This is a genomic window from Cognatiyoonia sediminum, assembly GCF_900129845.1.
Taxonomy (GTDB): domain Bacteria; phylum Pseudomonadota; class Alphaproteobacteria; order Rhodobacterales; family Rhodobacteraceae; genus Cognatiyoonia; species Cognatiyoonia sediminum.
Genome location: NZ_FQXB01000002.1, coordinates 105,289 through 120,393 on the forward strand (window position 1 = coordinate 105,289; position 15,105 = coordinate 120,393).

Sequence of the window (15,105 nt, forward strand, 5' to 3'; positions counted from 1 at the left end):
CAGGTGCAAACGTCAACCAAACTAGACAAATGTGCAAGTCGGAGTTTTCTATGCGCTTGAATTGTATTGTTTTACCGTTGCTTTTGGCTGCCTGTGCGTCCCCTCAAGAAAGCTGCATATCAGATGCCAACAGAGAGCTTTCTATCATAACCGGTCTCGTGAATGAAACGCGGGCGAATATCGCACGCGGCTTTGCGGTCGGTACAGAAGAAGACGTGATCGTGCGACGCGGCCTGTGTGATGGAGAAACAGAGGATGGGGTCGCCATCAAAGTCGCTTGCGACCGGACAATCACCAGAGAGCGGCGGGTTCCAGTCGCCATAGACCTGAACGCGGAACGGGCAAAGCTCGCGTCGTTGGTCGAACGTCAAACTGAGCTACGCAGCAACCTGAACACGCGGGTCGATCAATGCCGGGTGCAATTCCCTGAAAGTTAATGCGCCGCGACTGAGGCCGGATCGATCAAGGTTCGGCCACCATCGACCGTCACAATCTGACCCGTAACAAAGCTCGCAGCATCCGATGCCAGATACTGAACCGCGTCTGACACTTCGCCCGCGCCTGCGATCCGGTGCAGAGGAGTGTTATCAATGATTGTGTCGCGCAACTGGTCCTCTTCATCAGACACCAATTGCCCCTGAAGGCTCGCACTCATCACCGAACCAAAGGCCACCGCGTTGACCCGAATACGTTTCAGGGCAAGCGCCACGGCAAGACTGCGGGTCATCTGATCCAGTGCGGCATTGCTGACAGAGTATGCCAGCAGGTCGGGATGCGCCCGCCGCGCAGCAATCGAACTGATGTTGACGATTGAGCCAATGGGACCATTTGGCGTTTCATCCTCGGCTTGTTTGATCATTCGCCGTGCCGTCGCCTGGCTAAGCCGCATCGCAGTCACGAGGTTCTGTTGGAGTAACTCATCAAGCGACGTATCGTCTGGATCAAGCGGATCAGTTTCCATGACCTGTCGACATGCGTTGACCAGAATATCGACGCGATCAAAGGAATCGACCGTCGCAGAAATCAAGTTCTTGATGGTCAACTTCTTCCGCAGATCACCCGCGAAAAGGCGAACATTTTGTTCGTCCTCCGCCTCATCCCCAACTTCATGCTGAAGCTTGTCTTCGTCCATATCCGCAAAGACTACATTGGCACCACCTTGCGCAAAATGACGGCCAATCGCCAGCCCGACGCCATTGGCGGCGCCCGTCACAATCGCCGTTTTGCCGGCTACAGAAAATGACATGGGTCTCTCTCCCGATGATTCCCAAGTGTTGACGCTAACTGAAATTAACCTTTGGGGCGAGAGGCTTTGACGATTTTGAAGCCTGCGCTGCCTTCAACTGGTGCAACCTTTTGAAAACACTCATTGATTGTTGCTTCATAGGGAAGGTGCCGATTGGCAACCATCCATAAATCCCCATTTGGCTTGAGCATTCGTGCCGCCGACCTGATGAAGTCTTGCCCCAAACTCGGATCCCCCTCGCGACCGGTGTGAAATGGGGGGTTCATAACCGCGGCATCAAATTTTTCGGGTGGCTCAAAGGTTCGCGCATCTGCCCAATGAAAACTGGCGCGATCGTCGGTTATGTTCAGCTTTGCGCAGTCCAAGGCCATTTCTTCAGCCTCAACCAAGGTAAGGCTCTCGACACCGGTACGATCCAGTATTCCCGCAGACAAATAGCCCCACCCTGCGCCAAGGTCGGCGATTTTTGCCGATAAATCTTTGGGCAGCTTCTCCAAAAGGAGCGCAGAGCCTTTGTCGATTGCTCCATCCGAGAAGATGCCTGCGGTGGTGAAGAAACCATGCGCACCGACTTTCGGTCCCTCACTCATCCAATCCCGAAAGGCATCTGTCCTTTCGAACCAAAACATACGCCCGTGGTTCTTTGTGACACTTGGAACGTCGCCAAGCACCTTGCGGCACGCTTTGAACAGGCTATCAACCCCGTCTGTTTTATCGCCGTCGACGATGATCAAATCAGACTGCGTCGCCGCTTGCGCAACCAGAGCCTTGGCAAAGGCCTTTGAGCGGGGCACGTTGATAACCGTGAAGGAAGCCGGCGAAAGGTTCTGCGCCACGTCATATCCCGATCCAGACCAAAGCTCCGCGTCTGGTGCAAACGTTGTCGAAATGGTCAACGGATGATCTGCTAGAGCGCCGATGTCGAAATCGACCTTTGGCCTGACTATATTTCCTGCGCCCTCAGGCAAGACCAGCAGACCATCGTTTAAGGCCGTGCGTAGGCGAGATGTGGAAGCCATTTCAGATCAAGCAGCCGAGGTGGCTACTCTTTCTCCATCGTGCATTGCAAAGGGTGCTGGTGGCGCTGCGCGAAATCCATGACTTGCGCCACTTTGGTTTCTGCGATCTCGTGGCTATAAACACCAACGACCGCGACGCCTTTTTTGTGAACCGTCAGCATCAGTTCAAATGCCTGGGCGTGGGTCATGCCAAAAAAACGCTCCAACACCATCACGACAAATTCCATCGGTGTGAAATCGTCGTTCAGGATCAGAACCTTGTACATGGGCGGACGCTTGGTCTTGGGCTTGGTTTCAAGCGCAACACCAACGTCGCTGTCGTCATCATTTGACGCAGCAGACATCATGTAGAAGTCAGCAAGCATGGGTGATCGGTTTTCCTAAATCTTTCCCTTTAGCGGCTTAATATAAGCTACGTGGCCCGCAAGAAAACCCCTGTGGTGAGGGGATCGACTTAAAGTAAATTCATTTTCACCTACAAAAGTTAAATCAAAATTGACCACTGAATGTAGATGAACGTCCCATTCACCACACAAGATATAGGCAAAGTGCAGGAATGGCACAGTCTAAACCCTTATAAACAAGGTATTTCTTGGCGGATGCTGCTGTGCTATACTTTGTCCAACAATAAAGGCCGCCGAAAAAATTCGGGGTCGTTGAGGCAGATTTGAGAGGCAAGCGACGTGATCAGTCGTCTGGGACATGCGGCCCATAGCGGGCTCGTGCTATTCATTCTTCTACTTCTTTTGGTTTTCGCGCCTTCGAAAGGTGTGCCAGCGCCTTATGCGGCGATGGTGATGGACGCCCGAACCGGTGAGGTTCTGCACTCTCGAAATGCAGATACGCGCCTTCACCCAGCATCACTGACCAAGATGATGACGCTCTACATCGCGTTCCAAGCGGTACAGCGGGGCGAGATTGGTTTGGACACCGAAGTCACGATTTCTTCGCTCGCGGCCTCCGAACCGCCGTCAAAGCTTGGCTTGCGCGCCGGCCAAAAGATTCGCTTGCGGTATCTCCTTCGCGCAGCCGCCGTGAAATCGGCCAATGATGCGGCAACTGCCATTGGCGAGGCAATCTCCGGGTCGGAAGAAGCCTTTGCCACTCGGATGAACCGCACCGCTGCAGCAATGGGGATGCGCAACACAACCTTCCGCAATGCCCACGGGCTCACACAACGCGGCCATATGTCAACAGCGCGCGATATGTCGATCCTTGGCCGTCACGTGATCTATGATTTCCCGCAGTATTATAACCTCTTCTCTCGCCGCACCGCTGATGCAGGTGTCCGCACCGTACGCCATACCAACACACGCTGGCTGAACAGCTACGAAGGTGGGGATGGCATCAAAACTGGTTATACACGCGCTGCAGGGTTTAACCTGACTGCCTCTGCTCAGCGCGGACAGGAACGTATCATTGCAACCATGTTCGGTGGGTCCTCAACCGCCGCGCGCAATCGCCGTGTGACGGAATTGATGGACATGGGGTTCAGCCGCGCCCCAAGCCGTGCAACGATCCGCAGGCCTCAACCGCCGGGTGCTAGCATCGCACAAGAGGCGGAAATCATCTCTTCAAACAACTCGCGTCCAGCCAATGGCAGCAAAACCATCCGTGTGACAGGTATCATTTCGCGCAGCCTTCGCCCGGTCGCTAGACCTGAACAGGCTGCCCCGGCAGAGGAACTACTATTGGCCGTGGACACAAACGTCATCGCCGTTGCGCTCGCCGAAGCCGTCGAAACAGCAGCTGTTGCTCCGTCCACACCTGCACTAGAACAAAGCGTCGTTCCGCAAGCCCGACCATCCAAGGTTTTGGCCCAGATCACCCAAGCGGCGAACCCACAACCTCAGCCCGACGTGCAAGAGATCGTCACCCGCATCTCGACATCTGGCGGACGGCATTGGGGTATCAACGTGGGCCGTTACAATACGCGCTATGAAGCCGAACGCGTCTTGCTCAAGGTCGCCCTGAACGAAATGAGTTCGCTTGACGGATCGTTGCGGCGCGTCGTCCCGCGTTCTGGCGGGTTTGACGCCAATTTCATGGGCCTCAGCCGGGAAGGCGCCGACCTTGCTTGTCGCAGATTGCAAGCGCGAGGAACGTCCTGCTTTATGATCGGGACTGAGTAGCTAGGCAGCGCGGCCTTCAAAGGCCGCGGCCATCAACGTTTTGGTGTAATCTGTCTGCGGTGCATCGAAAATTTCTTCGGCCGTTCCTGCTTCCACTACGTCCCCTTGCTTCATCACCATCACCTTGTGAGACAAGGCGCGCACAACCTTCAGGTCATGGCTGATAAACAGATAAGCCAGCCCATACTTTTCTTGCAGATCGCGCAGCAATTCGACGATCTGCACCTGCACTGTCATATCCAAGGCTGATGTCGGTTCGTCCAAAATCACAAGCTTAGGCCGCAGGATCATCGCCCGCGCGATCGCAATACGCTGCCGCTGACCGCCCGAGAATTCATGCGGGTAACGATCCATCAGGTCAGGGTCCAAGCCCACCTCGCTCATGATCTCGCCAACCAATTCGCGTGGCTTCCGATCGGGGTCGACTTGATGCACCGTCAGCCCTTCGGCAATGATCTGCTCTACCGTCATGCGCGGGCTCAAGCTACCGAAGGGGTCCTGGAAAACGATCTGCATGTCGCTGCGCAAAGGTCGCATCTGCCTTTGACTCAACGTATGAATGTCAGAGTTTCGGAAACTGATCCGCCCTTCCGATTGCAGAAGCCGCATGATCGCCAAGGCAAGCGTTGTCTTACCGGAGCCAGACTCGCCCACAACGCCCAAAGTCTCCCCTGCCCGCACGTCCAATGTCGCGCTGTTCACAGCCTTCACATGGCCAACCGTGCGTTTCAACAATCCGCGCTGGATGGGGAACCAGATGCGCAAACTGTCGGTCTCCACGACGGTATCGGCTTCAACAGGCACAGGCGCAGGTCGCCCGCCCGACTCCGCCGCCAACAATGTCTTCGTATAAGGATGCTGCGGGTTCTCGAATATCTCGGCCGTGGGCCCGTGTTCGACGATTTCACCGTCTTTCATCACGCAGACACGATCCGCGATCTTTCGAACGATTGTCAGATCGTGGGTGATGAACAGCATCGACATGCCAACATCCCGCTTTAACTCTGCCAGTAGATCAAGGATTTGTGCTTGGATCGTCACGTCCAAAGCCGTTGTCGGCTCATCCGCAATCAACAGCTCGGGTCCGTTTGCCAAAGCCATAGCGATCATCACTCGCTGCCGCTGACCACCGGACAGCTGATGCGGATATGACCCAAGCCGCGTTTCAGGATCGTGTATCCCAACCTGTGTGAGCAGTTCGATGATCCGCTCACGCACGGCATCGCCTCGAAGCCCTTGGTGCAGTTCGATGGATTCGGTCAACTGCTTTTCAAGCGTATGCAGCGGGTTGAGCGAGGTCATCGGCTCTTGAAAGATAAAGCTGATGTCATTGCCTCGTACGCGGCGCAACTCTGCCTCATCCGCACCAACCATCTGTGCGCCTTCGTAGGTGATCGACCCTTCAATCGTCGCGCTTTCCGTCAGGAGGTCGACGGTTGAGAGCGCCGTAACCGACTTGCCTGAGCCAGACTCTCCGACCAATGCAACCGTTTCACCCTTTTCGACATGATATGAGACACCGCGCACTGCATGTGTAATCTCACCGTCCTGACGGAAACGAACATTCAGATCTTTGACCTCGAGAACACGGCTCATGAGAACGTCTTTCTTGGGTCAAAGGCATCGCGTACGCCCTCGAAGATAAAGACCAACAGCGACAGCATAATCGCGAAGGCAAAGAAGGCTGTGAAGCCGAGCCATGGGGCTTGAAGGTTCTGCTTCGCCTGTAGCGTCAGCTCACCCAACGACGGCGCAGAGGACGGTAGTCCAAAGCCAAGGAAGTCCAGTGTCGCCAGCCCGCCAATCGCACCGGTGATGATGAAGGGTAGGAAGGTCAGCGTTGCAACCATCGCATTCGGCAGGATGTGACGGAACATCAAGGTGCGGTCGCTGACGCCCAGTGCCTTTGCGGCGCGAACATATTCGAAGTTTCGGGCTCTTAGGAATTCGGCCCTTATCAATCCCACCAATGCAGTCCATCCGAAGAGAACGGTTAAGATGACAAGCAGCCAGAAACTTCGCCCGAGGATCGATGTAAGGATGATGATCACATATAGCGACGGCGTGCTCGACCAAATCTCGATGAACCGCTGGAAGGTCAGATCGACCCAACCACCGAAATATCCCTGCACAGCGCCCGCCACGATCCCAACTACCGAGGCGGCAAAGGTCACGATGAAAGCAAACAAAACAGACAAGCGGAACCCATAGATGACCCGCGCCATGACATCTCGCTTGGTGTCATCCGTGCCGAGCCAATTTTCTGCCGACGGTGGCGACGGAGCGATACCGCCGACGTCAACGATAGTGCGATAGTGATAGGGAATGATCGGCCAAATGGTCCAACCAGCCTCAAAGCCTTCGATATCGACTGTCTCGCCATTATCGACCGCCTCGATCAGTTCTTCGGGCGTGTCGAAACACTCTACCAACCCGCCGGTAACGATGAGACACTCGACCTCAGGATCGCTGTAGATTGCCTCTGTCGCGAAGTCACCGCCGTAGTCCTGCTCGGAATAGAAGGTCAGAACAGGCATCCTCAATTCACCGCGATAGGACACAAGGATCGGTTTGTCGTTTGCGATGAATTCAGCAAACAAGGTGATCGTGAAAAGTATCGAGAAAATAATCAGTGACCACCAAGCCCGACGATTGCGCTTGAAGTTTTGCCAACGGCGTTTGTTGAGAGGGGAAAGCTCCATCTAACCCCTCCCTTCAAAGTCAATTCGAGGGTCGATGAAAACATACATCAGATCGGATATGATCCCGATAATGAGACCCAGTAAGGTAAAGGCGAAGAGCGTTCCAAAGACGACTGGGTAGTCTCGGGCAACTGCGGCCTCGAACCCAAGCCTACCTAAACCGTCCAGTGAGAATAGCGTTTCGATAATCAGCGAGCCGCCGAAGAACACGCCGATAAACGCCGCTGGGAAACCGGCAACAACGATCAACATCGCATTTCGGAACACATGCCCATAAAGCACGGCCTTTTCAGTGAGGCCTTTGGCCTTCGCTGTCATCACATATTGCTTGCGCACTTCATCAAGGAAACTGTTCTTCGTCAGGAGTGTCAGCGTCGCAAAGCCCGAAATCATCATCGCCGTGATCGGCAATGTGATGTGCCAAAGGTAGTCCAGAACCTTGCCGATCGCGCTAAGGTCTTCGAAGCCATCTGACGTGAGACCTCGCAGCGGGAAGATGCGCCAATAGGAACCGCCAGCAAACAGCACGATGAGCAACAAGGCGAACAGGAACCCGGGGATCGCATAGCCGACGATGATGACGCCCGAGGTCCATGTATCAAACTTCGACCCATCTCGGACCGCCTTTTTGATGCCTAACGGAATTGAAACGAGATACGCTAGAAGCGTGGTCCAAAGCCCCAGCGTCAACGAAACCGGCAACTTCTCCAGCACCAGATCGACAACGCTGATCGAACGGAAATAACTCTCGCCGAAATCAAAGCGAACGTAATTCCACATCATATTGAGGAATCGCTCTAGCGGCGGCTTATCAAAGCCGAATTCGCGCTCAAGTTCCTCGATGAAATCCTGCGGCAGCCCGCGCGCACCGACATATTCGCTTTCGCTCCCCGTTTCGGCGAGTTCAGACCCGCCGCCCGAAATGCTTTCGAATACGTCTCCTCCGCCTTCCAACCGCGCGATGATGGTCTCAACCGGGCCGCCAGGCACGAATTGGATCAGCGTGAAGTTGATGATCATGATGCCGAGAAGGGTCGGTATCACCAACAACAAGCGGCGAAGGATGTAGGCTCCCATGGGTTTGGTACCTGCTTAGAACGCGCCTGCAGCGTCGAGCGCTTCTGCGGCTTCAGCGTCGTACCACCAGAAGTCCAACTCACCCAAAGCAAGCGGTGGCAGTTCGTCTGGATAACGGAACATATCGTAGTAAGCGATGGTGTGAACGTTCTTCTGCCACTGAGGGATCCAGAACCCTTCTGCCCGTAGCACACGGTCAAGCGCGCGGGTGGAAGTGTTCAACTCTTCCAGCGTTTCAGATTCGATCACGACCGGCAAAAGACGGTCAACCGCTTCGGACCGCAAACGCATCAGGTTACGAGAACTGTTGTCGGCCGTCTCGGACCCAAACCACTGGCGCAAGCCGCTGCCGGGCTCATATCCCTGGCCTAGTGAGTGGTTCACAAGGTCGAAGTCACCAGAACGCCGGCGTTCGATATATTGCGATGTATCAACACGATCGAGTTTAGCATCCACACCCAGCGCAATCAGGTTTTCAACGATCGGATTAACAATGCGATCGAATTGCGGTGAGAACTGTAGGAAAACGGCCTCCAGTGTTTCACCGTCTTTCATCCGAACACCATTTTCGCCAGGTACCCAGCCAGCTTCGTCAAGAAGGGCTGAGGCAGCGCGCAAATTGCGACGATCGAGCGGGCGGTTAACGGAAGTTGAAATCGGTGCGACGACTGGATCAGCCGTCAAAATTGACGCGTCCAACAAGCCTTCATCCACAAGTGGTTGCAAAATCGCGATTTCACCTTCGGATGGCGGTCCTTCAGCCTTCAGATCAGAGTAGTCCCAAAACGACTCTGGCCGCGCGTAAAGACCATAGAAGAGGGATTCATTCATCCACTCAAAGTTCACCATCAACGAAATAGCTTCACGCACGCGCGGGTCTTGCCAGGTTTCGCGATCCAAATTGAACACGAACCCTTGGCCTGTCCCGATGGAGCCATCTGGCAATTCTTCGACCTTCACCCAGCCGTTCTCTTGCGCTGGAAACTCGTAGCCTGTCGCCCACTGCTTGGAACTGTTTTCGTTTCGGAAGGTATATGCACCGGACTTGAAGCCCTCAAAGGCCGCCGCCCCGTCAGCAAAATACTCGACACGGATGGTGTCAAAGTTGTTACGCCCTTGGTTAATTGGTCGGTCTGCGCCCCACCAGTTTGGATCTTTCTTATAAACGATCCGGCGGTTAATATCGAAGTTGTCGAGCAGATACGGCCCGGTTCCAAGGAAAGGCATATCCGAAGATTCATCTAGCCTTGTGCCAGTTTCTTCGAACCAGGCCTTAGAGAACACTGGCGTTCCACCCGCAAAGCCGACCACATCACGACGCGGTGCTTCCTCGGTAAAGGAAAACTTGATCTTGTGCGTGTCCAGAACTTCGACATCTGCGATGTACTGGCTGACAACGTTGCGGTACTCGACGATCCCCTGCTCTTGGAACAGGTTGAATGTGAATTCCAAATCTTCTGCGGTCATCGGTGTGCCATCAGAAAACGTCACATCATCGCGAAGGTTGAAGATTACCCAGTCGAGGCTTTCGGGATACTCCATCGTCTCACAAAGGTAGCAGTAGCTCCCATAGGGGTCGTCCGCCGTTCCTGTTAAGACATTTTCATAAGGCAACTGATTGAGAGAAGCTGTCGACCCTTCTCGTGCGTACTGGTTAAAGCTGTCAAAGCTACCCTGAGCCCAAACAGCAATCTCGCCGCCCTTTGGAGCGTCGACATTTACATATTCTAGCGATTCATCGGGGCCGTATTTGAGATCACCGAAGTTCGTAAACCCATGGCTGACCGTAATTTCTTCGTGCCCTTCCGCGCGCAAATCAAAAGCACAAAGCGCCCCAGCTGCAACGATCGCAGATCCTAACATCCATTGTTTGATCTGAATCGATTGATCTTTGCACACAGCAACACATTTGGCAGTCGGGCGGTGGTCTTGCATGGTAGTCTCCGGATTCTTGTTCAGCGCTATCCTACTAACATGAAGCTAACGACGGGTTTGGCAAACATTCAAGTTGAGAATGCGTGAACGGATTGTGAACTGACCGTACGGCAACCTGCGCAAACAAAAAAGCCGCCTTCAATGAAAGCGGCTTTTCAACGTGATTTTGGAAGCTTCTTAGTCGTCAACGCTGTCCAAGTAAGCAATCAGGTCAGCGCGATCTGTGGCACTACGAAGTCCATTGTAGTTCATCGCCGTACCTGGTGCCCAACCCTTTGGGTTTTCGATGAAGTAGAACAAGTTCTCTTCTGTCCAAGTGTCAGCGACGGCCACAAGTGCACCGGAGTAGCCAAAACCTTCTTCTGTTCCGACGGAGCGACCGACAACGCCGTAAAGGGACGGGCCGGTGCCATTCACACCAGGCTCAAGCGCGTGGCAAGACCGGCAGTTTCTCCACAGGCCTTCGCCGTCCTCTGCGCTCGCAGATGCCATCAGCACTTCGACATCGACTTCTTCTTCTTCGACGACTTCAACCTCTTCGGTCTCAACCTCGATAACATACCCTTGAGCATGTTCTTCGCCATGACCGCCGTGGTCGTCACCAACGTGATAGATGATCTCTGCCGCCCAAGCGCCAAGCAAAAAGATCAACAGCGATCCGCACAAGGCGCCGCCCGCTTTTGTCAATGTCATTGTGTCGAACATGTCGCGTTCCATTCCGTTCGGTATTTTCGCGCTATCTACAAGGTTCCCATTGGCAGTTGCAAGGTATACTGGCGCGACGAAATGCCCAAAATGGGCAAACAGCTAAATTTGTGTGTGTGGAGGACACTGCCATGTCCAAGAAAATCGCATTTCAAGGTGAATTAGGGGCCTATGGGCACGAGGCTTGCGTCGCCGCGCGGCCTGATCATGAGCCTTTGCCCTGTCCGACCTTTGTTGATGCGATTGAGTCGGTTCGCAAGGGCGACGCCGATTTGGGCATGATTGCCGTCGAAAATTCCACTTATGGCCGCGTGGCAGACGTACATTCTCTCTTGCCGGAAAGCGGCCTGCAGATCGTGGATGAGGCGTTTGTGCGCGTTCACGTCAATCTTCTCGGGCATCCAGATGCTACTTTGAACGACATCACCGAAGCGCATGGGCATCCGGTTATCCTGCCTCAATGCGGGAAATTCTTGCGGGAGAATGATATCAGACCTGTTGGTTCGACCGACAATGCCCGTGCCGCACGCGAGGTCGCAGCCGATGGTGACGTCACAAAAGCCGCGCTCGCCTCAGAACTTGCCGCAGACATCTATGGTCTCAACATCCTCGCACGCCACATTGAAGATCATGATCGAAACACCACGCGTTTCTTGGTCATGAGCCGCGAGCCAGATTACCGCCGCCGCGGCGATCACGGAATGATGACCAGTTTCGTCTTCCGCGTCCGCAACATTCCCGCATCGCTCTACAAAGCCATGGGCGGTTTCGCGACAAACGGCGTAAACATGACAAAACTGGAAAGCTATATGGTCGGTGGTCAATTCACCGCCACGCAGTTCTACGCGGAGATTGAAGGCCATCCTGACGACCGTAACGTCCAACTCGCCTTAGAAGAACTCGATTACTTCACGGACCTTGTGACGTTGCTCGGTGTCTACCCAGCAGCGGCGCGCCGTCACGAACGCGACTAGATTACTTTGCTGACTGGTAACGTGTCTCTAAAACTTCCGCGAAATCGCTGACGCGGCGCTTAAACCGATTGGTTAGATTGGTTTTGGCTAGCTTTAGGGACTGGATCAGCAAGCGTGCAGAAAGTGTTTTGGGTCTAATGTCGATCGATGCCGCGATCCTTGTGCGATTCTGAGATAATGGGACGACTTCCAAGACAGTCTCACCTTCAAGACCATCCGATTTGCTGGAAACACGAACGATCGAGGGTGGTGTCTGCTCTTCAACCGTCGCACGCAACTTCCGATCCTTGCCTCTATAAGTGAAGGCCACGTCCCACGCGGACCCAACTTTGTAATCACCACTATCGACCCGCCTAACGTCCGCACCACGCCGCAGGGCCTGCCGTTCATAGCTTTGAAAATCAGTGATTTGCTGAAAGACAAACTCTGCAGGTGCCTCTACATCTTCTCTCGCGCTGAATTTCATGTCTTGTCTTCGTCCTCAGTCCAAACGATCGGCTAGCCAGTTTTCCAATAGAAAATGCGCAATAGCGCCTTTCCTTGCAGGTAAGATAGTCGGATGATCGCCCGCGAAAACCTCTGCCATCTCTTCGCGTGTGCACCAAAGCGCATCATCGAGCTCTTCGGGGTCAACTTTTATCTGGTCGTTTAGTGCTTCACCATAGCAACCCATCATAAGGGATGACGGGAATGGCCAAGGTTGGCTGGCAAGATATCCAACCTCTCCAACCTCGATCCCGGCTTCCTCGAAAACCTCGCGACGCACGGCGGCTTCCATGGTCTCTCCCGGCTCGATAAAGCCGGCCAAAAGCGAATACATTCCGTCTGGCCACCCGTGGGACCTACCTAAGAGAACTGAATTTCCCTTTGTTATCAGCATGATAACAACCGGATCAGTACGTGGAAAATGATGTGCGCCGCAGGCCGGACAATCCCGCTGCCAACCATCCAATTGCATCTCACTTAAGTGACCGCACTTCGAACAGAACTGATGGGTTTCATGCCAACCCAGTATCGCTTTGGCTGTGGCCGCCAGTTCGGCATCTCTTGCAAAAAACTTTGCCATGTGGAGACGAAGTTCAACGAAAATGTTGCTGTCGGGCAAGCTCGGATGCGACTGCTCGGTTTTGTCTGCGAACGTGTCGAGATCCGACACATCCGTCTCGGGTTCCCAGTTCGAGATATCGACAGCGAAAATCAATTTGCCCTCATCGACGCCGAGAAAGACAGGTGGGTGCTTGGGGTCGTTAAGAATTGGATGGGTTTCGCCAACACGAACCAAAGCTGCATCTTCGATGAGAACCTTGCCGCGCCACAAAACGATAAAATCTGCGCTTTCAAAGTCGGCAGCAGCCAACTTGCCTCGTCGTTCAGCGGCCCGATCCAAGCCGGACCCACCGAATGTAACCTGCTCTGCAATTTTCATAACGAAGACATGACATCGCTCAGATTGAGCCGCAATCATCTGGATAAGCAAACTGGTTACTTTTTTGTGTTTGTGGCGATTTCTTCTTTTACTTTAACGGCGACACAACTTTATGTTGAGTGAATGAGAAATTTAAACTTAAAGTTGATATGCACGACAGACCTGCATATGGAGTTGTTCGGCTACGACTACCTGATGGACAAACCAAATCCAGATCGCGGGCTTCTAAAATTAGCTTCAACGATAATGGCGCATCGTATCGGCAAAAACAGTTTGCTATTCGACAATGGTGATTTTCTCCAAGGCACGCCACTTGCTGATGAAATCGCTCCTTCAAGCCAACACCTTCTCGCCGAAGCCTTCAACGAGCTAGGATATGATGCAATCACGCTCGGCAATCACGATTTTGACTATGGACTAGACGTACTTGAGGGTTTCTTGCACCAGCTCGATGCACCTGTGGTCGGATCCAATATTTCTGGCACCCCGGATTCTGTAAAAAGCCACTTAGTGATGAACCGCACCTTTCGGTGTGAGGATGGTTCAAGGGCAGAGATACGCATAGGGGTGATCGGTTTGTTGCCTCCTCAAACGACTGTTTGGAATGCGCATTGCCTCAAAAAGAGAGTTGTTATCGAAGATATCGTGGAAGCAGCAAAGCGCGCGGCAGAAAATGCCAGAGAAGATGGTGCCGACATAGTCATCGCTTTGGCGCACGCGGGCCTGGATCAATCGGCGCCTCACCATTTGATGGAGAACGCGCTAGTACCACTTAGTCATCTGAAGTGCCTCGACGCCATTTTTGGTGGTCATACCCATGAGTGGTTCGAGACGCATAGCAACCATGTCAGCTCCCGGCTCGGTTCAGTCCCAGTCGTACAGTCCGGTTCCAACGCCTGCGGGTTCGGCGTCATAGACCCGACCCTTAGCGAGCACCCCACTTGGTCGGTCGTTAGCTTCGAAACACAGTTGGAGCGTCCCAAATCGGACACACCCAATCCTAAGCTTTTCGGTTATATTCTAGATGCCCATCAAAGAGTAAGAGAAAAACTCGCCAAGCCTGTTGGAGCCTCCTCTCGACCTTTAAGCAATCATTTCTCAATGATTGGGTTCGACGATGGGATAAAGTTGGTGCATGAAGCTCTTCTAGAGCATGCCACGCATATTACTGACGAGCTCGGCCTTCCCACTACAGCCTGCTATACTTCTTTCAGTTCTGACGGCGCTTTTGGGTCTAAGAAATTTCTCAACACAGAAGGCCGCATCATTCGTGAACGCGATCTTTCGTCGATAGTTCCGTTCAATAACCCTATATGCGTCATTGGAACGACGACCGAACGGCTTAGGAAATGGATATCAGAGTCATCGATTTTCCTAAACGAAATCGCTCCAAGACAGAACTCGCAGGCGTTGCTTAGCGGAAAAAGCCCGTCATACTTTTTTGACCAATTCTCCAGCATCAGCTACCAGATTGATCTTTCGCAAAGCGTGAATGACCATCGACGTCGGATTCCGCGACTTGCTTGGAATGGTGAAGAACTCGAAAACGGCCAATCTTTAGCCGTCATCGCAAGCACATATCGTGCTTATGGTGGCGGTGGTTTTGTTTACACTAATCCCGATCAGACGATTTGGGAAAGTACGCAAGGTGCGCGAGACATAGTCGCAAAATACTTGGAGAACATTGGAACTTTCAATCCGTGCGACGCGCCCCTCTGGACTTTTGCGCCGGTACCTGAAACCCAACTGACATTTGAACTTCCACGTTCTTATAGGGTCAAGCCGGCTATTAATGGCCTTTCACAAGTATCTGATGACGATACGACAATACGTTACCAACTTGACCTTCGAGAACTTGCGCCAACCGGCCAATGAGCCTATATCTAACA

General features: G+C 53.4%; 14 protein-coding genes. 4 read left to right on the forward strand and 10 right to left on the reverse strand.

The features are described from left to right. The first annotated feature begins 50 nt into the window (after positions 1-50). Complete coding sequence (locus tag BUA85_RS08735) at positions 51-437, forward strand: hypothetical protein (protein ID WP_083526228.1); 387 nt, start codon at positions 51-53, stop codon at positions 435-437. On the opposite strand, the gene BUA85_RS08740 is transcribed toward BUA85_RS08735, so the two are convergent. From BUA85_RS08740 to clpS, 3 genes are read right to left on the reverse strand one after another with little or no spacing between them, the layout of a single operon-like run. Continuing rightward, the gene (locus BUA85_RS08740) at positions 434-1,246 is read right to left on the reverse strand and encodes an SDR family NAD(P)-dependent oxidoreductase (RefSeq protein WP_072900573.1); all 813 of its coding nucleotides are present in this window, start codon (positions 1,244-1,246) and stop codon (positions 434-436) included. The two genes, BUA85_RS08735 and BUA85_RS08740, sit on opposite strands and share 4 nt — an antisense overlap. A gap of 44 nt (positions 1,247-1,290) precedes the next feature. Further along, the gene (locus BUA85_RS08745) at positions 1,291-2,265 is read right to left on the reverse strand and encodes a class I SAM-dependent methyltransferase (RefSeq protein WP_072900574.1); all 975 of its coding nucleotides are present in this window, start codon (positions 2,263-2,265) and stop codon (positions 1,291-1,293) included. Positions 2,266-2,288: 23 nt separating this feature from the next. Next, on the reverse strand, positions 2,289-2,630 hold the full coding sequence (clpS, locus tag BUA85_RS08750; RefSeq protein ID WP_072900575.1) for an ATP-dependent Clp protease adapter ClpS: 342 nt from the start codon (positions 2,628-2,630) through the stop codon (positions 2,289-2,291). A 318-nt stretch (positions 2,631-2,948) separates the two neighbouring features. Here clpS and BUA85_RS08755 point away from each other — a divergent pair, with 318 nt between their 5' ends. Then, positions 2,949-4,397 (forward strand): D-alanyl-D-alanine carboxypeptidase family protein, encoded by a 1,449-nt coding sequence (locus BUA85_RS08755; protein WP_083526229.1) that lies wholly within the window; start codon positions 2,949-2,951, stop codon positions 4,395-4,397. Here BUA85_RS08755 and BUA85_RS08760 read toward each other — a convergent pair whose 3' ends face one another. From BUA85_RS08760 to BUA85_RS08780, 5 genes are all read right to left on the reverse strand, one after another. Beyond that, entirely contained in the window at positions 4,398-5,993 is a 1,596-nt protein-coding gene (locus BUA85_RS08760) for an ABC transporter ATP-binding protein (protein ID WP_072900576.1), read from the reverse strand. Then, a complete protein-coding gene (locus tag BUA85_RS08765) occupies positions 5,990-7,099 on the reverse strand; it encodes an ABC transporter permease (RefSeq protein ID WP_072900577.1) in 1,110 nt (369 codons plus the stop codon). Before BUA85_RS08765 ends, BUA85_RS08760 begins: the two co-directional genes overlap by 4 nt. Next, positions 7,100-8,176, reverse strand: a complete 1,077-nt coding sequence (locus tag BUA85_RS08770; RefSeq protein WP_072900578.1) for a microcin C ABC transporter permease YejB — start codon at positions 8,174-8,176, stop codon at positions 7,100-7,102. 15 nt (positions 8,177-8,191) lie between these two features. Continuing rightward, positions 8,192-10,111 carry an extracellular solute-binding protein gene (locus tag BUA85_RS08775; RefSeq protein ID WP_072900579.1) on the reverse strand — a complete coding sequence of 640 codons (1,920 nt, stop codon included), beginning with the start codon at positions 10,109-10,111 and terminating at the stop codon, positions 8,192-8,194. A 177-nt stretch (positions 10,112-10,288) separates the two neighbouring features. Continuing rightward, positions 10,289-10,816 carry a c-type cytochrome gene (locus tag BUA85_RS08780; RefSeq protein WP_072900873.1) on the reverse strand — a complete coding sequence of 176 codons (528 nt, stop codon included), beginning with the start codon at positions 10,814-10,816 and terminating at the stop codon, positions 10,289-10,291. Between the two features lie 131 nt (positions 10,817-10,947). On the opposite strand from BUA85_RS08780, the gene BUA85_RS08785 reads away from it, so the two are divergent. Next, entirely contained in the window at positions 10,948-11,790 is an 843-nt protein-coding gene (locus BUA85_RS08785) for a prephenate dehydratase (RefSeq protein WP_072900580.1), read from the forward strand. Position 11,791: 1 nt separating this feature from the next. On the opposite strand, the gene BUA85_RS08790 is transcribed toward BUA85_RS08785, so the two are convergent. Together BUA85_RS08790 and nudC are read right to left on the reverse strand one after the other, a co-directional pair. Continuing rightward, the gene (locus BUA85_RS08790; protein WP_072900581.1) at positions 11,792-12,256 is read right to left on the reverse strand and encodes an SRPBCC family protein; all 465 of its coding nucleotides are present in this window, start codon (positions 12,254-12,256) and stop codon (positions 11,792-11,794) included. 15 nt (positions 12,257-12,271) lie between these two features. Continuing rightward, positions 12,272-13,216, reverse strand: a complete 945-nt coding sequence (nudC, locus tag BUA85_RS08795) for an NAD(+) diphosphatase (protein WP_072900874.1) — start codon at positions 13,214-13,216, stop codon at positions 12,272-12,274. A gap of 123 nt (positions 13,217-13,339) precedes the next feature. On the opposite strand from nudC, the gene BUA85_RS08800 reads away from it, so the two are divergent. Continuing rightward, on the forward strand, positions 13,340-15,091 hold the full coding sequence (locus BUA85_RS08800) for a metallophosphoesterase (RefSeq protein WP_083526230.1): 1,752 nt from the start codon (positions 13,340-13,342) through the stop codon (positions 15,089-15,091). Positions 15,092-15,105 lie beyond the last annotated feature (14 nt).